The 23,566-nt window shown below is 70.1% G+C and carries 21 protein-coding genes; 11 read left to right on the forward strand and 10 right to left on the reverse strand.

Annotated elements, in window-relative coordinates; genetic code table 11:
- Positions 1–267: 267 nt before the first annotated feature.
- Positions 268–1,107, forward strand: a complete 840-nt coding sequence (locus tag AMK10_RS25535; RefSeq protein ID WP_073750303.1) for an HAD family hydrolase — start codon at positions 268–270, stop codon at positions 1,105–1,107.
- A gap of 464 nt (positions 1,108–1,571) precedes the next feature.
- On the opposite strand, the gene AMK10_RS25540 is transcribed toward AMK10_RS25535, so the two are convergent.
- Positions 1,572–2,396, reverse strand: a complete 825-nt coding sequence (locus tag AMK10_RS25540) for an oxidoreductase (RefSeq protein WP_073750304.1) — start codon at positions 2,394–2,396, stop codon at positions 1,572–1,574.
- A gap of 102 nt (positions 2,397–2,498) precedes the next feature.
- Here AMK10_RS25540 and AMK10_RS25545 point away from each other — a divergent pair, with 102 nt between their 5' ends.
- On the forward strand, positions 2,499–3,494 hold the full coding sequence (locus AMK10_RS25545) for an ATP-binding protein (RefSeq protein WP_073751000.1): 996 nt from the start codon (positions 2,499–2,501) through the stop codon (positions 3,492–3,494).
- Between the two features lie 29 nt (positions 3,495–3,523).
- Here AMK10_RS25545 and AMK10_RS25550 read toward each other — a convergent pair whose 3' ends face one another.
- On the reverse strand, positions 3,524–4,858 hold the full coding sequence (locus AMK10_RS25550; protein WP_073750305.1) for a hypothetical protein: 1,335 nt from the start codon (positions 4,856–4,858) through the stop codon (positions 3,524–3,526).
- Between the two features lie 299 nt (positions 4,859–5,157).
- Here AMK10_RS25550 and AMK10_RS25555 point away from each other — a divergent pair, with 299 nt between their 5' ends.
- From AMK10_RS25555 to AMK10_RS38235, 6 genes are all read left to right on the forward strand, one after another.
- The gene (locus tag AMK10_RS25555; protein ID WP_073750306.1) at positions 5,158–7,665 is read left to right on the forward strand and encodes a SulP family inorganic anion transporter; all 2,508 of its coding nucleotides are present in this window, start codon (positions 5,158–5,160) and stop codon (positions 7,663–7,665) included.
- A gap of 245 nt (positions 7,666–7,910) precedes the next feature.
- Positions 7,911–9,869, forward strand: coding sequence for an acetate--CoA ligase (gene acs, locus AMK10_RS25560; protein ID WP_073750307.1), 1,959 nt, complete (start codon positions 7,911–7,913; stop codon positions 9,867–9,869).
- A 490-nt stretch (positions 9,870–10,359) separates the two neighbouring features.
- Entirely contained in the window at positions 10,360–11,763 is a 1,404-nt protein-coding gene (nhaA, locus tag AMK10_RS25565) for a Na+/H+ antiporter NhaA (protein WP_073750308.1), read from the forward strand.
- Positions 11,764–11,802: 39 nt separating this feature from the next.
- On the forward strand, positions 11,803–12,333 hold the full coding sequence (locus AMK10_RS25570; protein ID WP_073750309.1) for a phage holin family protein: 531 nt from the start codon (positions 11,803–11,805) through the stop codon (positions 12,331–12,333).
- Positions 12,330–13,307: an alpha/beta fold hydrolase gene (locus AMK10_RS25575; RefSeq protein ID WP_073750310.1), complete on the forward strand. Its 978-nt coding sequence runs from the start codon at positions 12,330–12,332 to the stop codon at positions 13,305–13,307. The genes AMK10_RS25570 and AMK10_RS25575 overlap by 4 nt, the downstream gene beginning before the upstream one ends.
- Positions 13,308–13,412: 105 nt before the next feature.
- Positions 13,413–13,616, forward strand: coding sequence for a hypothetical protein (locus AMK10_RS38235; RefSeq protein WP_073750311.1), 204 nt, complete (start codon positions 13,413–13,415; stop codon positions 13,614–13,616).
- Between the two features lie 218 nt (positions 13,617–13,834).
- Here the strand turns inward: AMK10_RS38235 and AMK10_RS25585 are convergent, their stop codons facing one another.
- From AMK10_RS25585 to nth, 3 genes are all read right to left on the reverse strand, one after another.
- On the reverse strand, positions 13,835–15,040 hold the full coding sequence (locus AMK10_RS25585) for a MarP family serine protease (RefSeq protein ID WP_073750312.1): 1,206 nt from the start codon (positions 15,038–15,040) through the stop codon (positions 13,835–13,837).
- Between the two features lie 91 nt (positions 15,041–15,131).
- Positions 15,132–15,872 carry an NUDIX hydrolase gene (locus AMK10_RS25590; RefSeq protein WP_073750313.1) on the reverse strand — a complete coding sequence of 247 codons (741 nt, stop codon included), beginning with the start codon at positions 15,870–15,872 and terminating at the stop codon, positions 15,132–15,134.
- Between the two features lie 166 nt (positions 15,873–16,038).
- Positions 16,039–16,878 (reverse strand): endonuclease III, encoded by an 840-nt coding sequence (gene nth, locus AMK10_RS25595; RefSeq protein WP_073750314.1) that lies wholly within the window; start codon positions 16,876–16,878, stop codon positions 16,039–16,041.
- A 253-nt stretch (positions 16,879–17,131) separates the two neighbouring features.
- Between nth and AMK10_RS25600 the strand changes: the two genes are divergently transcribed.
- Entirely contained in the window at positions 17,132–17,806 is a 675-nt protein-coding gene (locus AMK10_RS25600; RefSeq protein WP_014046869.1) for a Crp/Fnr family transcriptional regulator, read from the forward strand.
- 202 nt (positions 17,807–18,008) lie between these two features.
- On the opposite strand, the gene AMK10_RS25605 is transcribed toward AMK10_RS25600, so the two are convergent.
- From AMK10_RS25605 to AMK10_RS37090, 4 genes are all read right to left on the reverse strand, one after another.
- Positions 18,009–18,839, reverse strand: coding sequence for an MBL fold metallo-hydrolase (locus AMK10_RS25605; RefSeq protein WP_073750315.1), 831 nt, complete (start codon positions 18,837–18,839; stop codon positions 18,009–18,011).
- Positions 18,836–19,753 (reverse strand): NUDIX hydrolase, encoded by a 918-nt coding sequence (locus AMK10_RS25610; protein ID WP_073750316.1) that lies wholly within the window; start codon positions 19,751–19,753, stop codon positions 18,836–18,838. Before AMK10_RS25610 ends, AMK10_RS25605 begins: the two co-directional genes overlap by 4 nt.
- 165 nt (positions 19,754–19,918) lie before the next feature.
- Positions 19,919–20,389 (reverse strand): RidA family protein, encoded by a 471-nt coding sequence (locus AMK10_RS25615; RefSeq protein WP_073750317.1) that lies wholly within the window; start codon positions 20,387–20,389, stop codon positions 19,919–19,921.
- Positions 20,389–20,547, reverse strand: a complete 159-nt coding sequence (locus AMK10_RS37090) for a DUF4177 domain-containing protein (protein WP_019992579.1) — start codon at positions 20,545–20,547, stop codon at positions 20,389–20,391. Before AMK10_RS37090 ends, AMK10_RS25615 begins: the two co-directional genes overlap by 1 nt.
- Before the next feature lie 71 nt (positions 20,548–20,618).
- On the opposite strand from AMK10_RS37090, the gene AMK10_RS25625 reads away from it, so the two are divergent.
- Together AMK10_RS25625 and AMK10_RS25630 are read left to right on the forward strand one after the other, a co-directional pair.
- On the forward strand, positions 20,619–21,653 hold the full coding sequence (locus AMK10_RS25625) for an ArsA family ATPase (protein ID WP_073750318.1): 1,035 nt from the start codon (positions 20,619–20,621) through the stop codon (positions 21,651–21,653).
- Complete coding sequence (locus AMK10_RS25630) at positions 21,650–23,068, forward strand: ArsA family ATPase (protein ID WP_073750319.1); 1,419 nt, start codon at positions 21,650–21,652, stop codon at positions 23,066–23,068. Before AMK10_RS25625 ends, AMK10_RS25630 begins: the two co-directional genes overlap by 4 nt.
- Positions 23,069–23,131: 63 nt before the next feature.
- Here AMK10_RS25630 and AMK10_RS25635 read toward each other — a convergent pair whose 3' ends face one another.
- Positions 23,132–23,494 (reverse strand): WhiB family transcriptional regulator, encoded by a 363-nt coding sequence (locus AMK10_RS25635; protein WP_198959805.1) that lies wholly within the window; start codon positions 23,492–23,494, stop codon positions 23,132–23,134.
- Between the last annotated feature and the right edge of the window lie 72 nt (positions 23,495–23,566).

Below are 23,566 nucleotides of genomic sequence, written 5' to 3' on the forward strand. Positions count from 1 at the left end.
AGCAATGATCGAGAGAGCACGCGAGAGCGAAGGCCAGAGACACGCGAGGAGGTGCAGGAGGCGCGGACGAACACCGAAAAACGCGTCCGGACATGCGACGACCCCCGCCGGGGGGGAGAGCGGGGGTCGTCCCCACGGCCGACTCGGGGGGGGGAGGAGTCGGACCGGGTTAGCACGGTCGCGAACGATCCGTGACTTCCATGGTGTACCCGAGCACCTTCTCAGGCAAACCCGCCTACCGGACTTTACGCCGAATGGCGGGCCCTTATGCTCACCTTTGTGGAAAACTGCTTCTCGCCGCGCACAGCAGCCTTCTTTGACCTGGACAAGACGGTCATTGCGAAGTCATCGACGCTGACCTTCAGCAAGTCCTTCTACCAAGGCGGGCTGATCAACCGCCGCGCTGTACTGCGCACCGCGTACGCACAGTTCGTGTTCCTCGCCGGGGGCGCCGATCACGACCAGATGGAGCGGATGCGCGAATACCTCTCGGCACTCTGCAAGGGGTGGAACGTCCAGCAGGTCAAGGAGCTCGTCGCCGAGACCCTGCACGACCTGATCGACCCCATCATCTACGACGAGGCGGCCACGCTCATCGAGGAGCATCACACGGCTGGGCGCGACGTGGTCATCGTGTCGACCTCCGGCGCCGAGGTCGTCGAACCGATCGGGGAGCTCCTCGGCGCCGACCGGGTCGTCGCGACCAGGATGGTCGTCGGCGACGACGGGTGCTTCACCGGCGAGGTCGAGTACTACGCCTACGGGCCGACCAAGGCGGAAGCGATCAAGGCCCTCGCCGAATCGGAGGGCTACGACCTCTCCCGCTGCTACGCATACAGCGACTCGGCCACCGACGTGCCGATGCTGGAGTCGGTCGGCCATCCGCACGCCGTCAACCCGGACCGGGCCCTGCGACGCGAGGCCACCCTGCGCGAATGGCCGATTCTCGTCTTCGACCGGCCGGTGCGACTCAAGCAGCGCCTGCCCGCGTTCTCCATGCCACCCCGGCCGGCCCTCGTGGCCACAGCGGCTCTGGGCGCCGCGGCCGTGACAGCCGGACTCGTCTGGTACGCCAACCGCCGCCGCTCCGCCGCACGCACCGCCTGAGAGGGGGCGGCGGTCACCGCCCCACCTCCCGGTGCGGCCACCGCCTCACCTCCCGGCCGGACGACGGCGCGCCGTGAACCGACCCCGCCCGGAGATGTCCGGATCAGCACTATTTGAAGCTAAAAGTAAAGAAGTGGGGCGAGGGCTTCCGCTCTCCCCGGACCAGGAGTACAAAGGACTCAACGGCCCGCGAGACCAAGGACATCCGAGAGGATCACCTTTTCACGCACAGATGGCCCCACGGACCGAGCACGAACGCCGAGTACCCACGCGACGTCGACCCGTCGATTACGGGCCAGCCGCACCAGGTGACGGGCAACGATCCCGGCCTGATGGGCATACATCGAGGACGCTTGGTAACTCGGCAGACGTGCCAGCGGCGGTACCGGAAACGGTACCGCCGCAACCCTTTCAGGAGCCCGCGCCGGGCGACGCCACAAGCCGCCGCCGGACCACCCCGCACCCTACGCCGCGCCGCGCTGCAACGCCTCGCACACCGCAGTGGACTCCCTGACGCCGAGCTCCACCGAGCGCCCGCAATGCGCGATCCAGGACGCCATGCCCTCCGGGCTCCCCGACAGATACCCCTCGAAGGCCGCCACGTACGCCGCACGCCCCTGCTCCGCGTGCCCGACCTCCGCCGGGCAGATCGACTTGGGGTCCAGGCCACTGCCGATCAGCACGATCCGCTCGGCGGTCCGGGCGACCAGTCCGTTGTGCGAGCCGAAGGGCCGCAGCGCCAGCAGCTCACCGTGCACGACGGAAGCCATCACCAGCGCGGGCGCCGAGCTGCCCGCGATGATCAGCTGCGACAGCCCTTCGAGCCTTCCGGACACCTCGCGCGCGTCCGGAAGCGGCGTTTCGATCAACGGCTCCTCGACCGGCTCACCTGCCAGCCGCGGCCGGCCCACGGCATCATCCGGTGCCGCCCCGCCCGCCGCGACCAGGTGCAGACGGGCCAGGACGCGGAGTGGTGACTGACGCCAGATGGACAGCAGTTGCCCCGCTTCGGCTGTGAGCCGCAGAGCCGCGCCGATGGTGCGGGCCTCGTCGTCACCACTGAAGTCCGTACGGCGGCGCACCTCTTCGAGATTCCAGTCGGCACCGGAGAGCGCCGCCGACCCCCGGGCTCCACGCAGGGCCGCCTCCGCGGTGACCTCATTGCTGCGACGCCGCATGACCCGATGGCCGTAGACCCGGTCCACGGCCTTGCGTACGGAGTCCACCGCGTCGGTGACCCCCGGCAGGGCACCCAGAGCGGCAAGCGGGTCCGAGGAAGTCGTACTCATAAGTAGGGAGGCTACGCGCCCCCTGCACGGATACCGCCCAGGAGTGGCCTTCTTCACGGATAGCGACAACGGTGTGCAATGAACCAGCTACCCTAGGTGAACATGAAGATCGCTTTCGTAGGGAAGGGCGGCAGCGGCAAGACGACGCTGTCCTCGCTCTTCATCCGCCACCTTGCCGCCAATGAAGCCCATGTCGTCGCGGTGGACGCCGACATCAACCAGCACCTCGGGGCCGCACTCGGTCTCGACGAGGAGCAGGCAGCCGCGCTGCCCGCGATGGGCGCCCAGCTGCCCCTCATCAAGGACTACCTCCGCGGAAGCAACCCCCGCATCGCATCCGCGGCAACGATGATCAAGACGACCCCGCCCGGGGAGGGATCGCGGCTGCTGCGTGTCCGCGAGGAGAACCCGGTCTACGACGCCTGCGCACGCACGGTCCGGCTCGACCACGGTGACATCCGGCTGATGGCGACCGGCCCGTTCACCGAGTCCGATCTGGGCGTGGCCTGCTACCACTCCAAGGTCGGGGCGGTGGAGCTCTGCCTCAACCACCTGGTCGACGGTCCGGACGAGTACGTGGTGGTGGACATGACGGCGGGCTCGGATTCGTTCGCCTCGGGAATGTTCACCCGCTTCGACATGACCTTCCTGGTGGCCGAGCCGACCCGGAAGGGGGTCTCCGTGTACCGCCAGTACAAGGAGTACGCGCGGGACTTCGGCGTCGCACTGAAGGTCGTGGGCAACAAGGTGCAGGGGCAGGACGACCTCGACTTCCTGCGCGCCGAGGTCGGCGACGACCTGCTGGTCGGAATCGGCCAGTCCGACTGGGTACGGACGATGGAAAAGGGCCGGCCCGCGCCGTTCGACCTGCTGGAGGCGGACAACCGGATGGCGCTGCAGTCGTTGCAGGACGCCGCGGAGGACTCGTACGAGCTGAGGGACTGGGAGCGCTACACACGCCAGATGGTGCACTTCCACCTGAAGAACGCCGAGAGCTGGGGCAACGAGAAGACGGGTGCCGACCTGGCCGCCCAGGTCGACCCCGCCTTCGTCCTGCATGAGCACTCTCCCGCGACGGGCGCCGCCCAGCCGGCATGAACCCGACGGAGCGGCGCCACGGGTGTTGCCTATTCCGCGCCGCTGCCGGCTGCCTGGCCTGCCGGCTGGTCAGCCGGCCTGGCAGGCACGGGGCTGGTCGCGGGCTTCCCCGGAACCGTGCCCGCGAGGAACGCCGGCCAGCCCGGCTTGGGCTTCTCGCCCACCTTCAGCGTCCCGAGCTTCGCGAGCGTCTCCGGGTCCTGCGCGTCCAGCCAGTCGGCAAGCTGCCGGAAGGTGACGCACCGCACGTCCTGCTGGGTGCACACGGTCTTGATCGTCTCCTCGACAGCACGCATGTACGTGCCGCCGTTCCAGGATTCGAAGTGGTTGCCGATGATCAGTGGCGCCCGGTTCCCGTTGTAGGCGCGGCCGAAGGCCTGGAGCAGGCCGTCCCTCATCTGGTTGCCCCAGTACGCGTGCTGGTCGGGGTCGCCCTGCGTCTTCGTGCCGGACTGGTTGAACATGAAGTTGTAGTCCATCGAGAGCGTCTCGAACGCGCGGCCCGGCACGGGGACGAGCTGGAGAGGGAGGTCCCAGAGCCCGTCCTTCTTCGCGGGCCAGACCTGGTTGCCGACTCCACTGGAGTCGTAGCGGAAGCCCATGGTCCGCGCGGCCGCGACCATGTTCTTCTGGCCCTCCAGGCACGGGGTGCGGGCGCCGATCAGTTCCTTGTCGTAGTCGAAGGGCAGCGGGGCTTCGGCCTTGAGGGCCGGGGCGTTGGTCTTCCAGCCCTTCACGAAGGACTTCGCCTGGCTGATCTCGCTCTTCCACTCCTCGACGGACCAGGTGCCGACACCTCCGTCGGGCCCGCAGAAGTGCCCGTTGAAGTGCGTGCCGATCTCATTGCCGTCCTGCCACGCGGCACGCAGCTCCTTCAGGGTGTCGCGGATCCCCTCGGTGTCGTTGAACCCGATGTCGGAGCGGCCCGCCGAATGCTGGGGAGGGTTGTAGAGGGCCTTCTTCTCCTCCGGCAGGAGGTACACGCCGCTGAGGAAGTACGTCATCTTGGCGTCGTACTTCTTCGCGACGGCGCGGAAATGCGAGAACAGTTTCTGGCTGTCCTCCCCCGCGCCGTCCCAGGAGAAGACCACGAACTGCGGAGGCTTCTGACCGGGCTTCAGGCGCTTGGCCACAGGAAGTTTCGGCTGGGCTCCCGTGAACGCGGTGGAGCCGTCACCGATCAGCTTCACAGCGCCCTTCGGCGCCGCGGCCGGAGAGTTTCCCTCCGCGCCGGGCTCCGACTTCTTTCCGCTTCCGGACCCAGGACCTGCGGACCCCGCACCCGGGCCCGAGCATCCGGCCAGGCCGGCGACCAGCGCCGTGACCACGGCGCCCAGGGCGATCCGCTTCGTGGCGGCCATCATCCGTCCACCCTCTTCCTTGCAGGAGTCGTGCGTTGAAGTGCCGACACGGCGCGGTCAACGTCACACGCGGCTCCGCTGGAATCAGTACGACAAGCCGGATGAAAAGATGCTTATTCACTTGAATGAGTGACTCGCTACGCTATTTGCTCGAAAACATGGACACTCTTCTTTACTCTCCATTACGATTCATTTACGGAGAGTTGAGAAATCCCGCCGTATTACCCCACCGCTGCACGCCGTGATCCACGGCCGCCGTCACTCACATACCGCGACCGCGCTGCCCCGGAGGAGACGGGAACATGTCTGCCTGCGTCCCTACCCGCAACGACCACTCATCCCGCAGTTCACGCCCATCCCACGCCTCGGGGTTCAAGCGGCCGCACGGTCCGCCGCCCTCGCCCCGCCGAGGACGCTTCCGCGTCTCGGGCGCCGACCTGTCCGCATCGATCACCGTCTTCCTCATCGCCGTCCCCATGTCCCTCGGCCTCGCCGTCGCCATGGACGCCCCACTCGCAGCCGGCCTCGTCTCGGCAGCGATCGGTGGAATCGTCGCCGGTCTGCTCGGCGGCACACCCCTCCAGGTCAGCGGCCCGTCCGCCGGACTGACCGTGGTCACCGCCGAGTTGATCCAGATCTACGGCTGGCGCACCACCTGCGCCATCACCGTCGGCGCGGGACTCCTGCAGATCCTCCTGGGCTCACTGAGAGCCGCCCGCAGCGCTCTCGCCGTCAGCCCCGCCATCGTGCACGGCACACTCGCGGGCATCGGCGTGGCCATCGCGCTCGCCCAGATGCACATCGTGCTCGGCGGGTCCCCACAGAGCACGGCTCTGGACAACGCCCTGTCGCTGCCCGCCCGCCTGCAGCACTTCAGCCCGGCCGCGCCCCTCATCGGAGCGCTGACGATCGTCCTGCTCATGGTGTGGCCACGCCTGCCCGGGCAGGCCGGAAAGGCACTGAGGAGAATTCCTGCCGCCCTCGCCGCGGTGGTCGTCGCGACGGCTGTTGCCGCTGCGGCCACGCCAGGAATCGCCCGGGTGGACCTTCCGTCGTGGCGGTCCCACGCGCTGCCCGAGGCGCCGCAGGGCCCGGTCGCGGCGCTGGCCGCGGCGGTGTTCACGGTCATGCTGGTGGCCAGTCTCGAATCCCTGCTCGCCGCCGTCTCCGTCGACAAGCTGGCAGCCGATCGGGCCGCCACCCCACCCAAGGACGGGTCCACGCCGTCGGCACCCGTCAAGCGCTCCGACCTCGACCGGGAACTGCGCGCCCAGGGTGTCGCCAACACACTGTCGGGGCTGGCCGGGGGCCTGGCCGTGTCCGGCGGCGCGGTGCGCAGCTCCGCGAATGTGCGCGCCGGCGCCCAAACCCGGGCCGCCACGGTGCTGCACGGTGTCTGGGTGCTGCTCGCGGCCGTACTGCTGGTCACCGCCCTCGAATGGATCCCCCTGGCAGCGCTCGCCGCTCTGGTCATGGTCGTCGGCATCCAGATGGTCAACTTCGCCCACATCCGCAAGGTCCACAGACACCGCGAATTCCTGGTGTACGGCGCGACCATCAGCGGCGTGCTTCTCGCCGGGGTTCTCGAGGGCGTGGCAATCGGCATCGTCGTGGCGGTGGCCGTCGCCCTGCACCGGCTGGCACGGACGAGGATCACCGTGACGGAGCGGGACGGCCGGTATCTGGTGACCGCTCGCGGACAGCTGACCTTCCTGGCCGTCCCCCGGCTCAGCCGGATGCTCGGAAGACTTCCCCACGGAGTGGACGCCGTGGTCGAGTTGGACGGGTTCTTCATGGACCACGCGGCCTACGAGACGATCCAGGACTGGTACGCCGCGCAGACCGCGATGGGCGGGCGGATCGAATTCACGGGGCGGTCCGGAGGCCGGATCGCCGAGCCCGCGTCCGCAGCGCATTCCTGCTGCCGCCCATGGACGCCGTGGCGCAACCATCACTGCCACGACCGCGTGCAGGACGCCGCTCCCACCACTGCCGACCCCGCTGCGCCCGCTCCCGCGAAGACCGTCCCTCTCACGGTGGCGGCTTCGACCGGTGACCGGACGGGGGCCCATCGGCTGCTCAGCGGTCTCAGCTCGTTCCAGCGCACCACCGCTCCGCTGGTCCGTGAGGAGCTGAACCGGCTGGCCACCGAAGGGCAGCGGCCTTCCCAGCTGTTCCTCACCTGCGCAGACTCCCGCCTGGTCACGAGCATGATCACGGCCAGTGGGCCGGGCGACCTCTTCACCGTACGGAACGTCGGCAATCTCGTTCCGCCGCCGGGCACAGGGGACGAGACAGGGACCGACGATTCGGTGGCCGCCGCCATCGAATACGCGGTGGATGTGCTCGAGGTCGAGTCCATCACCGTATGCGGCCACTCAGGATGCGGGGCCATGCAGGCCCTGCTGGGGGCAGCGCCGGAGACTCCCACGACGCCGCTGTGGCGGTGGCTGCGGCATGGGCTGCCGAGCTTGAAGCGCATGCGTTCCCGACACCATTCCTGGGCGCGGATCGCGGGACGGCTGCCCACCGACGCGGTGGAACAGCTCTGTCTGACCAATGTGGTGCAGCAGTTGGAGCATCTGCGTGCGCACGAATCGGTGGCTCGCCGGCTCGCAGCGGGCACTCTGCAACTGCACGGCATGTACTTCCACGTGGGCGAGGCTCAGGCCTATCTGCTGACCGAGGGCGCCAGTTCCGGGACCGGCCCCGACGAGGTCTTCGCACGCGTCGCCCCCGGGGCCGTATGGAGTGCCTCCGACGACGCGGAATCGCTGCTCCCCGCACCCGACACCGTGGTCGGCGCCTGAACCGCTCGCACACCCGGTCCGTGAGACCTTGTGGTCCCGCTTTCGCATCGCACAGCGCTGCTTGCGGAAGCGGGACGTGTGACTCCGTAGCACGGGGCACAGGTCTAAACCAATTTCCGGCAGACACTTGTCACCTGGCCCGTGGCCTGATGAGCTGTCCCCCGGGACACAACGGACACCCTGGGAATGGGAGATGTCGTGAGCAACGCAAGCCTGGCCAATCCGCTCAAGGAGGAGACCGCAGCATGAGCGAGCCTTCCTCCCTCTCCAACCTGCTCAAGGAGGAGCGGCGGTTCGCACCGCCTGCCGATCTGGCCGCGAACGCCAACGTGACGGTGGAGGCGTACGAGCAGGCCGAGGCGGACCGGCTGGGCTTCTGGGCCGAGCAGGCCCGCCGCCTGACCTGGGCCACGGAGCCGACCGAGACGCTGGACTGGAGCAACCCTCCCTTCGCCAAGTGGTTCGCGGACGGCAAGCTCAACGTCGCGTACAACTGCGTCGACCGGCACGTCGAGGCCGGCAACGGCGACCGGGTCGCCATCCACTTCGAGGGCGAGCCCGGCGACAGCCGCGCGATCACCTACGCCGAGCTCAAGGACGAGGTCTCCCGGGCGGCCAACGCCCTCACCGAACTCGGTGTCGGCAAGGGCGACCGGGTGGCCGTCTATCTGCCGATGATCCCGGAGGCCGCCGTGGCGATACTGGCGTGCGCCCGCATCGGCGCCGCCCACTCCGTGGTGTTCGGAGGCTTCTCCGCGGACGCCATCGCGACCCGCATCCAGGACGCCGACGCCAAGGTCGTCATCACCTCCGACGGTGGCTACCGGCGGGGCAAGCCCTCCGCGCTCAAGCCCGCGGTGGACGATGCCGTCTCCCGTATCGACACGGTCGAGCATGTCCTCGTGGTCCGGCGTACCGGCCAGGACACCGCGTGGACCGAGGGCCGGGACGTCTGGTGGCACGAGATCACCGGCAGGCAGTCCACCGAGCACACGCCCGAGGCCTTCGATGCGGAGCAGCCGCTCTTCATCCTCTACACCTCGGGGACCACGGGGAAGCCGAAGGGCATCCTGCACACCTCCGGTGGTTACCTGACCCAGGCGGCCTACACCCATCACGCGGTCTTCGACCTGAAGCCCGAGACCGATGTGTACTGGTGCACCGCCGACATCGGCTGGGTGACCGGGCACTCGTACATCGTCTACGGGCCTCTGGCCAACGGCGCGACCCAGGTGATGTACGAGGGGACACCCGACACACCCCACCAGGGGCGCTTCTGGGAGATCGTCCAGAAGTACGGGGTCACGATCCTGTACACCGCGCCGACGGCGATCCGGACGTTCATGAAGTGGGGGGACGACATCCCCGCCAAGTTCGACCTCTCGTCGCTGCGTGTCCTCGGTTCGGTCGGTGAGCCGATCAACCCCGAGGCGTGGATGTGGTACCGGAAGCACATCGGCGCCGACAAGTGCCCGATCGTGGACACCTGGTGGCAGACCGAGACCGGCGCGATGATGATCTCGCCGCTCCCCGGTGTCACCGAGACCAAGCCCGGTTCGGCCCAGCGTGCACTGCCCGGCATCTCCGCCACCGTCGTCGACGACGAGGCCCGTGAGGTTCCGGACGGCGGGGGCGGCTATCTCGTCCTCACCGAGCCGTGGCCGTCGATGCTCCGCACCATCTGGGGCGATGACCAGCGCTTCCTCGACACCTACTGGTCGCGCTTCGAGGGCAAGTACTTCGCGGGTGACGGCGCCAAGAAGGACGAGGACGGCGACGTCTGGCTGCTCGGCCGGGTCGACGACGTCATGCTCGTGTCCGGGCACAACATCTCGACGACCGAGGTGGAGTCGGCCCTCGTCTCGCACCCCGCGGTAGCAGAGGCGGCCGTGGTCGGGGCGAACGACGAGACGACCGGTCAGGCCATCGTCGCCTTCGTGATACTGCGCGGCACCGCCACCGCATCCGAGGAGCTCGTCGCCGAGCTGCGCAATCACGTCGGCAGCACGCTCGGGCCGATCGCGAAGCCCAAGCGGGTCCTCCCGGTGGCCGAGCTGCCGAAGACCCGGTCCGGCAAGATCATGCGCCGTCTGCTCCGCGATGTCGCCGAGAACCGTGAGCTGGGTGACGTCACGACGCTCACCGACTCCTCGGTCATGGCCCTCATCCAGACGCAGCTCCCCGCCACGTCCTCCGAGGACTGACCTCCCGGGACCAGGTCCACTGGACCAGGACGGGCCACGGTCACGGCACGGATCCGAAGGGGCACCCGGCACCACCGGGTGCCCCTTCGGGCGTCCCCGGGTGCCTCTTCGGCGTAATCGAGCTACCTGGTCAGATGTACGCCGCCCGGGCACCGCACTGCTGCCCGGCCACCCCGCCGCCCCACTGACCGGCTGCCCCGCACCGCGCACCGCCGGGCGGCTGGCCCGCGCACCGCCGGGCGGCTGGCACCGCGCACCGTCGACCGCCTGGACGCGTGCGTCGTCGGGCGGTCGGCACTGGATCCGGATACCGTTTCTACACCCGGGTAGAGTGGTGATTCGTCGACGGAGCGTTCGAGCACAGGCCAGCAGGCCGATTCCGTCAGCACGGACAACCACACAGGACATCTCCACAGGGGCGCCGGGAAGTCTGGTCGGCATGTGATTCCGCCATGCCGTTACTGCCGTAACCCGACCGGAGGTCCTCCTCTTGGCTACGCCCGCCCCCTCCTCCGACCGCCGCAGCACCTTGTTGGGCCGACTGCCCCTGCCCGAGCGGAACTACGTCGCCGAGGCTCTGCGCACGGAGACGATCGGCGGCGTCATCCTGCTGGTCGCCGCCATAGCCGCGCTGATCTGGGCGAACACCTTCGACGCAAGCTATGAGGCCGTCAGCGGGTTCCACTTCGGTCCCGAAACGCTGGGGCTCCACCTCTCGGTGGCCCACTGGGCGGCCGACGGACTGCTGGCCGTCTTCTTCTTCGTCGCGGGCGTCGAACTCAAGCGTGAACTGGTGGCCGGGGAGCTGCGCAACCCCCGTGCGGCGGCCCTGCCCGTCGCCGCCGCACTCTGCGGCATGGCCGTACCCGCCGTCGTCTACACGCTGGCAGCGGTGGTCGGCGGGGGGACGACCGCAGGCTGGGCCGTCCCCACCGCCACCGACATCGCCTTCGCACTCGCCGTCCTGGCAGTGATCGGCACGTCGCTCCCGGCGGCGCTGCGCGCCTTCCTGCTGACACTCGCCGTCGTCGACGACCTCTTCGCCATCCTCATCATCGCGATCTTCTTCACCGAGAACATCGACTTCCTGGCGCTCGGCGGAGCCTTCGCCGGTCTGGCGGTGTTCTACGTGCTGCTGCGCACCGCTGTGAAGGGCTGGTACGTCTACGTCCCGCTCGCCCTGGTCATCTGGGGGCTGATGTACAACAGCGGCGTCCACGCGACGATCGCCGGTGTCGCCATGGGCCTGATGCTGCGCTGCACCAGGCGCGAGGGGGAGGAGCATTCCCCGGGCGAGCACATCGAGCACTTGGTGCGCCCCCTGTCGGCGGGCGTGGCGGTTCCGCTGTTCGCGCTCTTCGCGGCCGGTGTCACTCTCAAGGGCGATGCCCTGGCCGGTGTTTTCACCCGGCCCGAAACACTCGGGGTGGTACTCGGTCTGGTCGTCGGCAAGACCATCGGCATCTTCGGCGGCACCTGGCTCGTCGCCCGCTTCACCAAGGCCGAGCTGAACAAGGACCTGGCCTGGGCGGATGTCTTCGCCGTGGCCACGCTGGCCGGTATCGGCTTCACCGTCTCACTCCTCATCGGGGAGCTCGCCTTCGCCGGCGACGAGGACATGATCAATGAAGTCAAGGCGGCGGTCCTCCTCGGTTCCCTGATTGCCGCCGTACTCTCCGGTGTACTGCTCAAACTGCGGGTACGCAGATACAGGGCGCTGTACGCGGAAGAGGAGATCGACGCCGACGCATCGGGGATTCCCGACATCTACGAGCAGGACGACCCGGAGTACCACCTGCGGATGGCAGCGATCCACGAGAGGAAGGCCGCCGAGCACCGCCGCCTTGCCGAACAGGCGGGGGCAGCGAGCAGCAAGCCGGACAGTCCGGCATGATCTGACATCGGATGTACGGAAGAGGAGAGGGAGTCAGGGATGAGCGACCCCGGCAACTACGCGGGCAGCACCGACCGTAGTCTCGGACAGCTGTTCGCTTCGGCGACCGCCGAGATGTCCGCGCTGGTGCATGACGAGATCGCCCTGGCCAAGGCCGAGGTACGGCAGGACGTCAAGCGCGGCGTGATCGGCAGCGTGGCGTTCATCGTCACGGGTGTGCTGATCCTGTTCGCGATCCCCGTGCTGAGCTTCGCCGCGGCCTACGGGATCCACAATCTCGGACTCGGTCTCGCCTGGTCGTTCCTGATCGTGGGTGGCGCGTTCATCCTGCTGGGCATCCTGCTCGCCCTCTTCGGGCTCGCCAAGTTCAAGAAGGTCAAGCCGCCGGAGAAGTCCATCGCTTCGGCCAAGCAGACCGCCGCGGTGCTCCAGGGCGTCAAGCCGCACCCCCGTCCCGTCGTCACCGCGGCGGCCATCGAGCGGGCCCAGGGCAGCACACTCGCGGACAAGGCCATCGAGAACCGTCCTGTCCAGGACAAGGCGGCCGCTGTGGCACGCTCGTCCACATGACCGACCCCGATTTCAGCGCATCCGGTCCCGTGGGGCCGTTGGGACCGGCAGCCCCGTCCGGCGGTCCTGTCCGTCTGGACGGCCCCTGGACCCACCGCGATGTGGCGGCCAACGGCGCGCGCTTCCACATCGCGGAGCTCGGCGACGGGCCTCTGGTCCTGCTGCTCCACGGCTTCCCGCAGTTCTGGTGGACCTGGCGCCACCAGATGACGGCCCTGGCCGACGCCGGGTACCGCGCGGTCGCGATGGACCTCCGCGGGGTCGGCGGCAGTGACCGTACGCCCCGCGGCTACGACCCCGCCAACCTGGCGCTCGACGTCACCGGCGTGATCCGCTCGCTCGGCGAGCCCGACGCGGCGCTGGTGGGCCACGACATGGGTGGCTATCTCGCCTGGACCGCGGCGGTGATGCGGCCGAAGCTGGTGCGCCGACTCGTGGTGTCGTCGATGCCGCATCCGCGCCGCTGGCGTTCCTCGATGCTCTCCGACTTCGCGCAGTCCCGGGCCGGCTCGCACATCTGGGGGTTCCAGCGGCCGTGGGTGCCGGAGCGCCAGCTCGTCGCGGACGACGCGGCCTTGGTCGCCCGGCTGATCCGTGACTGGTCGGGGCCCCGCACCTCGGACTTCCCCGACGACGAGACGGTGGACGTCTACCGGCGCGCGATGTGCATCCCGTCGACGGCGCACTGCTCGATCGAGCCGTACCGCTGGATGGTCCGTTCCCTGGCCCGGCCGGACGGCGTCCAGTTCAACAGGCGGATGAAGCGGCCGGTGCGCGTACCGACGCTGCATCTGCACGGATCGCTCGACCCGGCGATCCGGACGCGCAGTTCCGCGGGCTCCGGCGAGTACGTCGAAGCGCCGTACCGGTGGCGACTTTTCGACGGTCTCGGGCACTTCCCGCACGAGGAGGATCCGGTCGGGTTCTCGACCGAACTCGTCAACTGGCTCAAGGATCCGGAGCCCGACCGGTAGCCGACGGGCACAGGTGTCCGACGAACAGCCAATTGCCTGCCGCATAAGCCAATTGGCTGACTCGCACGCGATTACCGACCATGGGTCAGGGGCAGACGTCGGGGTATGGGCTGGACGCGCGACTTCAATGACGCAGCACGCAACCGCCGCTCGACCGCTCCTGCTGGTCAGAGCATTCATGAGGGGGGCGGCTCTCCGAGCCGGGTGCACGATGTGAACGATTTCCATGATCTGCGGCTGGGTATTCCGCGCATCCTCCACCGCCGGGCCCGCTGGGTGTCGGCGAGGCTGCGCCATCCCCGCAGCTGACGTGGGGACCGCCTGACCACCGGACGATCCGCCGGCGGACCGCCTCGCCACCCGGGGCCCGCCGTCGGACGTCCTGCCACCGGACCGCCGACGGCCGGGCCGCCCACCACGGGCGGTCCGGCCGTCCGGGCTCCCGCACCGCACACCGCACGGGCCCGGGACACCACACGAGAGGCCCCGGGCCCCGAGGCACCGGGGCCCGGCTCCGTGGAACTCCCTCAGAGCGCGCAGCCCTGGCTGTCGACCTGCTGGGCGGTGGACTTGCCGAGCTCGATGTCCTCGCGGATCTCGTCGGCCGTCAGCGCGTACCCCGTGTCCGGGTCGTCGAGGGACTTGGCGAACACCACGCCGTAGACCTTTCCGTCCGTGGTGAGCAGCGGGCCGCCGGAGTTGCCCTGGCGGACGGTCGCGTACAGCGAGTACACATCGCGCCGCACGGTGCCCCGGTGGTAGATGTCCGGGCCGTTGGCGTCGATACGGCCGCGGATGCGCGCGGAGCGTACGTCGTAGGCGCCGTTCTCCGGGAAACCGGCGACGATGGCGCTGTCACCGCTCTCCGCGTCGCTGTCCGTGTCGGTGAAGCGCAGCGGCTCGGCGTCGAGGTCCGGGACGTCCAGGACGGCGATGTCCCGCTGCCAGTCGTAGAGGACGACCTTGGCGTCGTACAGCCGGCCCTCGCCGCCGATCTGGACGGTGGGCTCGTCGACGCCGCCGACCACGTGGGCGTTGGTCATCACACGGCGGTCGGAGAAGACGAAGCCGGTGCCTTCGAGGACCTTGCCGCAGCCCGGCGCCATGCCCACCACCTTGACGATGGACTTCTTGGCGCGGGCCGCGACGGGACTGCCGACCAGGGCCGGGTCCGGAGGCTCGACCTCGGTGATGGGCTCGTTGGCGAACGGGCTGAAGACCTGCGGGAAGCCGTTCTGCGCGAGGACGGACGAGAAGTCCGTGAACCAGGTGGAGGCCTGATCGGGCATCACCCGGGAGACCCCGAGCAGCACCGACGAGTTGCGGACCTCCTTGCCCAGTGTCGGCAGCGACGTGCCCGCCAGCGCGGAGCCGATGAGCCAGGCGACCAGGAGCATGGCCACCACGTTGACCAGGGAGCCGCCCGTGGCGTCCAGTGCGCGCGCGGGCGACCAGGTGATGTGGCGGCGGAGTCTGTTGCCCAGGTGGGTGGTGAAGGCCTGCCCGACCGAGGCGCACACGATCACGATCACGACCGCGACGATGGCAGCGGTGGAGGAGACTTCCGATCCGTCGGTCAGCTGGTCCCAGATGATCGGCAGCAGGTAGACGGCCACGAGACCGCCGCCCAGGAAACCGATCACGGACAGGATGCCGACGACGAAACCCTGGCGGTAGCCGATGACCGCGAACCACACGGCGCCGACGAGCAGCAGGATGTCCAGCACATTCACCGTCTATAGCCTCGCAGATTCGTCACCTGGCCCGTCCGGTTCGACGGGGTCCGGGCCAGGCCCGGAACAGCGCAGCACGGGAGTCAGCCTGTCATGCGCGCCAGTCGAGCGGCACCTGCCTGGTCCTGTCCCAGGGGCGTTCCCATCCGGCGTAGTGCACAATCCTGTCGATCACACCGGCCGTGAATCCCCACACCAGTGCGGATTCGACCAGGAATGCGGGGCCCTGGTGGCCGCTGGGATGGACCGCCGTGGCCCGGTTGGCCGGATCCGTGAGATCCGCCACGGGGGCGGTGAAGACCCTGGCGGTCTCGGCCGGATCGACGACTCCCACCGGGCTGGGCGTCCGCCACCAGCCGAGTACGGGCGTGACGACGAAACCGCTCACCGGGATGTAGAGCCGGGGCAGCACGCCGAAGAGCTGGACGCCGCTCGGATCGAGGCCTGTCTCCTCCTCGGCCTCCCTCAGCGCGGCCCTGAGCGGGCCCGTGGTGGCGTGGTCGCCGTCCTCGGGGTCGAGGGAACCTCCCGGGAAGGCCGGCTGGCCCGGATGCGAGCGCAGGGAACCGGCACGCTCCATCAGGAGCAGCTCGGGGCCGCGCTCACCCTCGCCGAAGAGGATCAGAACGGCGGACTGGCGCCCCGCGCCGCTCTCCGGCGGCAGGAAGCGGCTGAGCTGCCGGGCCTGGACGGTCTCCGCCGCCCTTGCGACGGGCTCCAGCCAGGAGGGCAGCCCCTCGGCCGAGACCGTGAGCGCGCTGTCGTGGGGCGCGCCCGTCTCCGTGGTGACCGCGTCGGCCGCGGCCCGTGTGCTGCTCTGTGCGTGCGTCATGGGCACCCCCGTCGTTGCAACGCCTGTGGTCGGCAAATTCGTTCCGCACGGCCCGGCGGACGGCGGACCGGGACACCGCCGAACGGACCGGATGCCCCGCGGGGCGGACCGAACGCCCCGGCCGGAGGACCGGTGCCCCACGGGGCGCGCCCGGGGCAGACACCGCTCACCCGGCTCCCAGGGGCGGAGCCGGGCGGCCCGGGTAGTCCGGGGGCGGGCTGAGGCGTTGTCCCGGATGACCGCCCATCTCGTACTTCAGGAGCTTCCTGGCCTTCTCCGGGTCCGTCTCGCCCTCCCCGTACGCCGGACAGAGCGAGGCGATGGGGCAGGCGCCGCAGGCGGGCCTGCGGGAGTGGCAGATGCGGCGGCCGTGGAAGACCACGCGGTGAGACAGCATCGTCCACTCGCTCTTCGGGAAGATCGCGGCGATCTCCGTCTCGACCTTCTCCGGGTCCTCCTGCTCCGTCCACTTCCAGCGGCGGACGAGGCGGCCGAAGTGGGTGTCCACCGTGATGCCGGGCACTCCGAAGGCATTGCCGAGGACGACATTGGCCGTCTTGCGCCCCACTCCGGGCAGCTTGACCAGGTCCTCGAGACGCCCCGGGACCTCACCGCCGAAGTCGTCCCTCAGGGCGGCCGACAGGCCCATCAGGGAACGCGCCTTGGCCCGGAAGAAGCCGGTCGGCCGGATGATCTCCTCCAGCTTCTCGGGGACGGCTGCGGCCATGTCCTCGGGCGTCGGGTACGCGGCGAAGAGGGCGGGGGTGGTCTGGTTGACCCTCAGGTCGGTGGTCTGGGCGGAGAGGACCGTGGCGACCAGCAGTTCGAAGGGATTGCGGAAATCCAGCTCGGGGTGGGCATAGGGATAGACCTCGGCGAGCTCGCGGTTGATCCGTCGGGCACGGCGGACCATCGCGAGATGCGACTCCTGCTTCACGGGCTTGCCCGCCGCTCCCGCCGGGCGTTGTGCGGCCTTTTTACTCCTTCGTACACCCTGTTCGCCCACAGCGGAATTCTTGTCTCCCGACACCCCATCAGCCCCCTTGGCCTGTGCTGTCACCGGCTCACCGGACACTCGGCCAGCCTAGAGCCAGGGGCTGACATCCGCCCCGGTCACCGCGCGTCCACGCCCAATCGGCCCCCTGCCGTAGGGTCCGGCACGCTCGTGCGTCAAACTGGTTTGTGATCGATCGCACTGTTTTACCGTCCGGCATCATGGAAACCACGCTTCCCTGAACAGGCCGACAAGGAGAGAACTCGTGGACGACGTTCTGCGGCGCGCCCCGCTTTTCGCGGCGCTCGATGATGAGCAGGCCGCGGAGCTCCGCGCCTCGATGAGTGAGGTGACCCTCGCACGCGGCGACGCGCTGTTCCACGAGGGCGACCCGGGCGACCGCCTGTACGTGGTCACCGAGGGCAAGGTGAAGCTCCACCGCACCTCCCCCGACGGGCGGGAGAACATGCTGGCCGTCCTCGGCCCCGGCGAGCTGATCGGCGAGCTGTCGCTCTTCGACCCGGGCCCGCGCACCGCCACGGCGACGGCGCTCACCGAGGTCAAGCTCCTCGGCCTCGGCCACGGAGACCTCCAGCCCTGGCTGAACGCCCGCCCCGAGGTGGCCACCGCGCTGCTGCGGGCCGTCGCACGCCGGCTGCGCAAGACCAACGACCAGATGTCCGACCTGGTCTTCTCCGACGTGCCGGGCCGTGTCGCCCGTGCGCTCCTCGACCTCTCGCGCCGCTTCGGCGTGCAGTCGGAGGAGGGCATCCACGTGGTGCACGACCTGACCCAGGAAGAACTGGCCCAGCTGGTCGGCGCCTCCCGCGAGACGGTCAACAAGGCGCTCGCGGACTTCGCGGGCCGCGGCTGGCTGCGCCTCGAGGCGCGCGCCGTGATCCTGCTGGACGTGGAGCGGCTGGCGAAGCGGTCCCGCTGACGCCTCCGCCGCGTACGGGCGTCGCCGCACGGCGGACCGCCCCGGCGGTACGTGTTCACCGAAAAGGCCCCACCGACCGGTGGGGCCTTTCGCGTGCCGCGCCGGATCGGGCCGTACCCGAGCGGGTGCCACGCCGGATCGGGCCGTGCCCGCTCCGGCTCAGGTCTCCCGCCGCACGAGATCGGGCCGTACCCGCCGCGGCTCAGATCAGGCCGTGCTCGGTCAGGTACTCCAGCTGCGCGCGCACGGACAGCTCCGCCGCCGGCCACAGGGAGCGGTCCACATCCGCGTACACCGCCGCCACGACCTCGGAGGGCGTCCGGTGCCCCGCCTCCACAGCCGTCTCGACCTGCGCCAGCCGGTGGGCCCGGTGGGCGAGGTAGAACTCGACGGCGCCCTGCGCGTCCTCCAGCACCGGTCCGTGCCCCGGGAGCACCGTGTGCACCCCGTCGTCGACCGTCAGCGAGCGCAGCCTCCGCAGCGTGTCCAGGTAGTCGCCGAGCCGCCCGTCGGGGTGGGCGACGACGGTCGTGCCGCGCCCCAGGATCGTGTCACCCGTCAGGACCGCACGGTCGGCGGGCAGATGGAAGGAGAGCGAGTCCGCGGTGTGCCCCGGTGTGGGCACGACACGGAGTTCGAGGCCTCCGGTGGTGATCACATCGCCCGCGGACAGCCCCTCGTCGCCCAGACGCAGCGCGGCGTCCAGGGCACGCACCTTCGTCCGTGTGAGCTCGGCGAAACGGGCGGCGCCCTCCGCGTGGTCGGGGTGGCCGTGCGTCAGCAGCGTCAGCCCGACGCGCCTGCCCGCACGCTCCACGGTGTCGGTGACGGCCCTGAGGTGGGCGTCGTCGAGCGGCCCCGGGTCGATCACGACGGCGAGGTCGGAATCCGGCTCCGCGACGATCCAGGTGTTCGTGCCGTCCAGGGTCATCGCCGAGGCGTTGGGGGCCAGGACGTTGACCGTACGGGCGGTGGCGGGCCCGGAGAGGACCCCGCCCCGGGGCTGTCCGGGCAGTGCGGCGGCGTCGCTCATGCCCGGTCCCCCTCCGTGCCGCGGCCGGAGGTGGCGGGACCGCCCGTCGGCACGTGCTTCGTGAACTCCTCGTGCCCCGGCCAGCTCAGAACCAGCTCGTCACCCTCCATACGGGCCTCTGCCAGCACAGGAGCGAGGTTCTGGGAATCCGCTGCCTCCAGGGCGTCCGCGGCCGTCCCGTACGGCCTCAGCGCCCGCAGGGTGGCCACGGTGGGCGGCATCATGAGCATCTCGCCCTTGTCGTAGCCGTCCGCGGCCTCGCCGGGCCGGATCCAGACGGTCGTGTCGGCCTCGGTGGAGGCGTTGCGGGTGCGCTGGCCCTCGGGGAGCGCGGCCACGAAGAACCAGGTGTCGTACCGGCGCGGTTCGAACGCCGGGGTGATCCAGCGCGCCCAGGCCGCCAGCAGGTCGGAGCGCAGCACCAGGCCCCGGCGGTCCAGGAAGGCGGCGAAGGACAGCTCGCGGGCGACGAGTGCCTCGCGGTCGGCCTCCCAGTCCGCTCCCGTGGTGTCGCTCACGACGGTGTCCGGAGTGGGCCCGGCGAGCAGGACGCCCGCCTCCTCGTACGTCTCACGGACCGCCGCGCAGACCAGGGCCTGGGCCTCGGTCACCGTGTCCACGCCGAGGCGCCCGGCCCAGCTCTCCAGGGACGGGCCGGCCCACCCCACGAGGTGGTCGTCGTCGCGCGGGTCGACCCCGCCACCCGGATAGGCGTACGCGCCCCCGGCAAAAGCCATGGAGGTGCGCCGGCGCAGCATGTGGACGGCGGGACCCGCCGTGTCAGGACCCGGGGGATCGTCCCTGAGCAGCATCACCGTGGCCGCTCTCCTGGGGACCACGGCCGTCAGCTCGCCGCTGGCGAGGGCCCTGATCCGGGCGGGCCATTCCGGTGGGTACCACTGACCGTTGGGCATGGCCGGAGGCTATCCGGAACCGCGCCGATGTTCGAGGGCTCCCGGCGCCGGTACCTGCCCCGTACACGCGTGAGCCCGCCCGGCCCGCCCGTACGAGGCCACCGGGCCCGGACGCACGTGATCCCGCCCGGTCGTGCGACCGGGCGGGATCGGAAGCGTGCGGGATCAGGCGTCGACGAGCTCGACCTGGACCTCGACCTCCACCGGCGCGTCCAGCGGCAGCACCGCGACACCCACGGCGCTGCGGGCGTGCACGCCCTTGTCGCCGAGGACCGCGCCCAGCAGTTCGCTGGCGCCGTTGATCACACCGGGCTGCCCGGTGAAGTCGGCGGCCGAGGCGACGAAGCCCACGACCTTCACGACGCGGGCGATCCGGTCCAGGTCACCCGCGACCGACTTCACGGCCGCCAGGGCGTTGAGCGCGCAGGTCTTCGCCAGTTCCCTGGCCTCGTCCGGCGTCACCTCGGCGCCGACCTTGCCGGTCACCGCGAGCTTGCCGTCCACCATCGGGAGCTGCCCGGAGGTGTAGACGTACACCCCGGACCGCACGGCCGGCTGGTAGGAGGCCAGCGGCGGTACGACGTCCGGGAGCGCCAGGCCGAGTTCGGCGAGCTTCGCCTCGACGGCGCCCGCCACTACGGCTTCTCCCGCTTCAGGTAGGCCACGAGCTGCTCGGGGTTGTTCGGGCCGGGAACGACCTGGACCAGCTCCCAGCCGTCCTCGCCCCAGGTGTCCAGAATCTGCTTGGTCGCGTGCACGAGAAGGGGCACGGTCGCGTATTCCCACTTGGTCATGAGCCGACTGTAATGCCTGGCACAGGCGGCCTCGTGCGTAGCCTGCCTGCCGACTGGTTAGGCTCGAAGGCGTGAGCAGGTTCCAGGTCGTCAGCGGCAAGGGCGGGACCGGTAAGACCACGGTCGCCGCCGCACTCGCGCTCGCCCTCGCGACCGAGGGCAGGCGCACCCTCCTCGTCGAGGTCGAGGGCAGACAGGGCATCGCCCAGCTCTTCGAGTCGGAGGCCCTCCCCTACGAGGAGCGCAGGATCGCCGTCGCACCGGGCGGCGGCGAGGTCCACGCCCTGGCGATCGACGCCGAACGGGCGCTCCTGGACTACCTCCAGATGTTCTACAAACTGGGCAGCGCGGGCCGGGCCCTCAAGAAGCTCGGCGCCATCGACTTCGCGACGACCATCGCGCCGGGCGTCCGGGACGTCCTGCTCACCGGCAAGGCCTGCGAGGCGGTACGCCGCAAGGACAAGCAGGGCAGGTTCGTCTACGACTACGTGATCATGGACGCGCCCCCCACCGGCCGCATCACCCGCTTCCTCAATGTGAACGACGAGGTGGCGGGGCTGGCACGGATCGGCCCGATACACAATCAGGCGCAGGCCGTCATGCGGGTCCTGAAGTCCCCGGAGACCGCCGTCCACCTGGTCACGCTCCTGGAGGAGATGCCCGTCCAGGAGACGGCCGACGGCATCGCCGAGCTGCGGGCAGCCGAACTGCCCGTGGGACGGGTCGTGGTCAACATGGTGCGGCCCCACCTGCTGGACGAGGACGCGCTGCGCACGGCCTCGGGGGGGCGTCGCAAGGAGATCGCGAAGACGCTCACCCGGGCCGGGGTGACCGGTTCCGCGGGACTCGTGCGCCCGCTGGTCGAGCAGGCCGCCGAGCACGCCCAGCGGGTCGGCCTGGAGCGTGAGCAGCGCGCGGTGCTGGCCGGGCTGGGACTGCCCACGGCCGAGCTCCCGCTGATGGGCGAGGGGGTGAGCCTGTCCGCTCTGTACGAGCTGGCGGAGGAGTTCCGCAAGCAGGGTGTGGGCGACGAGACCGCGGACGCGGCGGAGCAGAAGCCCGGGGGCGAGGAGCGACGCGGCTCCGGACGAGGGGTGGGTTCATGACACTGGACACGGAGGCCGCGCCGGGCCCGGAGACGGCGCCGGGGCTGGACACCGACGCGCTCCTGGACGACCCGGAGATCCGTATCGTCGTGTGCTGCGGCTCCGGCGGCGTGGGCAAGACCACCACCGCTGCGGCGCTCGGCGTGCGGGCGGCCGAGCGCGGGCGGAAGGTCGTCGTGCTCACCATCGACCCGGCCCGCCGGCTCGCCCAGTCCATGGGCATCGACCAGCTCGACAACATCCCCCGCAGGGTCGAGGACATCGCGGGCGACGGCGAGCTCCACGCCATGATGCTCGACATGAAGCGCACCTTCGACGAGACGGTCGAGGCGCACACGGACGCCGAGCGGGCCCGCGCGATCCTGGAGAACCCCTTCTACCAGTCGCTGTCGGCCGGGTTCGCGGGCACGCAGGAATACATGGCGATGGAGAAACTCGGGCAGCTGAGGGCGCGCGACGAGTGGGACCTGATCATCGTCGACACCCCGCCCTCGCGTTCCGCGCTGGACTTCCTGGACGCGCCGAAACGTCTCGGCTCCTTCCTGGACGGGAAGTTCATCCGGCTGCTGATCGCCCCGGCGAAGATCGGCGGCCGGGCCGGGATGAAGTTCCTCAACGTGGGCATGTCGATGATGACCGGCACCCTGGGCAAACTGCTCGGCGGACAGTTCCTGCGCGACGTACAGACCTTCGTCGCGGCGATGGACTCCATGTTCGGCGGATTCCGTACGCGGGCCGACGCGACGTACAAGCTGCTCCAGGCTCCCGGCACGGCGTTCCTCGTGGTGGCGACGCCGGAGCGGGACGCGCTGCGCGAGGCCGCGTACTTCGTGGAACGCCTGGCCGCGGAGGAGATGCCGCTGGCGGGCCTGGTCCTCAACCGGGTGCACGGCAGCGAGGCCTCGCGGCTCTCCGCGGAGCGTGCGCTGGCAGCCGCAGAAAATCTTGAAGGCGTCGGCATTGTGGATCAGGCGGCCGGGAAGGCTGGCCTTGGTGACCCGGCGGACGCGGTGGCCGCCACCTCTCCCGAAGCCCCGGAGTCGCCGCTCTCCCCCGAGCACAGCACCGAGCCGCCCCAGCAGGAAGCGCATGCCCACGAGCCGCGTGGCCGGAAGTCGTCTGACCCGTCCGAGTCATCCGCGCACCCCGAGCCGTCCACGCACACGGAAGCAGACAGCCACGCCACACCCGCGACCGACACCCTGACCGTCGAGCAGCTGACCGCCGGTCTGCTGCGGCTGCATGCCGAGCGGATGCAGGTCGTCGCGCGTGAGCAGGACACCCGCGACCGCTTCACCGCGCTCCACCCGGAGGTCCCGGTGACGGAGGTGGCCGCGCTGCCCGGTGACGTGCACGACCTCTCGGGCCTCAGGGCCGTCGCGGAACGGCTCGCGACCGGTTCCACCTCGGCCTGAGCTGCGCAGGACGACCGCCGGGCTTCCCTCTCGGGCGGCCCCACCGGCGTCACACCCCTGGTCTCACCCCACGGCGGCGTACGTCTCGTGCAGTGCGTCGTCATGCAGATCGTCGTCCAGGCCCACTGCTGCGGGCAGCATGCCCGTGGACCGCTCGTACTCACTGCGCGCGGTCTCCAGCAGGCGGCGCCAGGACGTGACGGTCGGCCGGCGGCGCAGCAGTGCACGACGCTCCCGCTCCGTCATTCCGCCCCACACGCCGAACTCGACGCGATTGTCCAGCGCATCGGCCAGACACTCGGTCCGCACCGGGCATCCGGTGCACACCGCCTTGGCCCTGTTCTGCGCTGCCCCTTGTACGAACAGTTCATCCGGATCGGTAGTGCGGCAGGCTGCCTGCGCACTCCAGTCGGTTACCCAGCCCATCCCGGCGCCGTCCTCTCCCGAATCGAGGCTCCCCCACGGCGGAAGCGGCATATTCACCGCTGCCAGTTGAGG

It is taken from the genome of Streptomyces sp. CB02058 (assembly GCF_001905505.1).
Classification (GTDB): domain Bacteria; phylum Actinomycetota; class Actinomycetes; order Streptomycetales; family Streptomycetaceae; genus Streptomyces.

Bases quoted from the DNA above. Each gene is read 5' to 3' on its own strand.
- AMK10_RS25635 (WP_198959805.1), bottom strand. From the start codon at position 23,494: ATGGGCTGGGTAACCGACTGGAGTGCGCAGGCAGCCTGCCGCACTACC.
- acs (WP_073750307.1), top strand. From the start codon at position 7,911: ATGAGCGAGCCTTCCTCCCTCTCCAACCTGCTCAAGGAGGAGCGGCGG.
- AMK10_RS25630 (WP_073750319.1), top strand. From the start codon at position 21,650: ATGACACTGGACACGGAGGCCGCGCCGGGCCCGGAGACGGCGCCGGGG.
- AMK10_RS25605 (WP_073750315.1), bottom strand. From the start codon at position 18,839: ATGAGCGACGCCGCCGCACTGCCCGGACAGCCCCGGGGCGGGGTCCTC.
- AMK10_RS37090 (WP_019992579.1), bottom strand. From the start codon at position 20,547: ATGACCAAGTGGGAATACGCGACCGTGCCCCTTCTCGTGCACGCGACC.
- AMK10_RS38235 (WP_073750311.1), top strand. From the start codon at position 13,413: ATGGGCTGGACGCGCGACTTCAATGACGCAGCACGCAACCGCCGCTCG.
- AMK10_RS25535 (WP_073750303.1), top strand. From the start codon at position 268: ATGCTCACCTTTGTGGAAAACTGCTTCTCGCCGCGCACAGCAGCCTTC.
- AMK10_RS25540 (WP_073750304.1), bottom strand. From the start codon at position 2,396: ATGAGTACGACTTCCTCGGACCCGCTTGCCGCTCTGGGTGCCCTGCCG.
- AMK10_RS25575 (WP_073750310.1), top strand. From the start codon at position 12,330: ATGACCGACCCCGATTTCAGCGCATCCGGTCCCGTGGGGCCGTTGGGA.
- AMK10_RS25610 (WP_073750316.1), bottom strand. From the start codon at position 19,753: ATGCCCAACGGTCAGTGGTACCCACCGGAATGGCCCGCCCGGATCAGG.
- AMK10_RS25550 (WP_073750305.1), bottom strand. From the start codon at position 4,858: ATGATGGCCGCCACGAAGCGGATCGCCCTGGGCGCCGTGGTCACGGCG.
- AMK10_RS25570 (WP_073750309.1), top strand. From the start codon at position 11,803: ATGAGCGACCCCGGCAACTACGCGGGCAGCACCGACCGTAGTCTCGGA.
- AMK10_RS25545 (WP_073751000.1), top strand. From the start codon at position 2,499: ATGAAGATCGCTTTCGTAGGGAAGGGCGGCAGCGGCAAGACGACGCTG.
- AMK10_RS25555 (WP_073750306.1), top strand. From the start codon at position 5,158: ATGTCTGCCTGCGTCCCTACCCGCAACGACCACTCATCCCGCAGTTCA.
- AMK10_RS25590 (WP_073750313.1), bottom strand. From the start codon at position 15,872: ATGACGCACGCACAGAGCAGCACACGGGCCGCGGCCGACGCGGTCACC.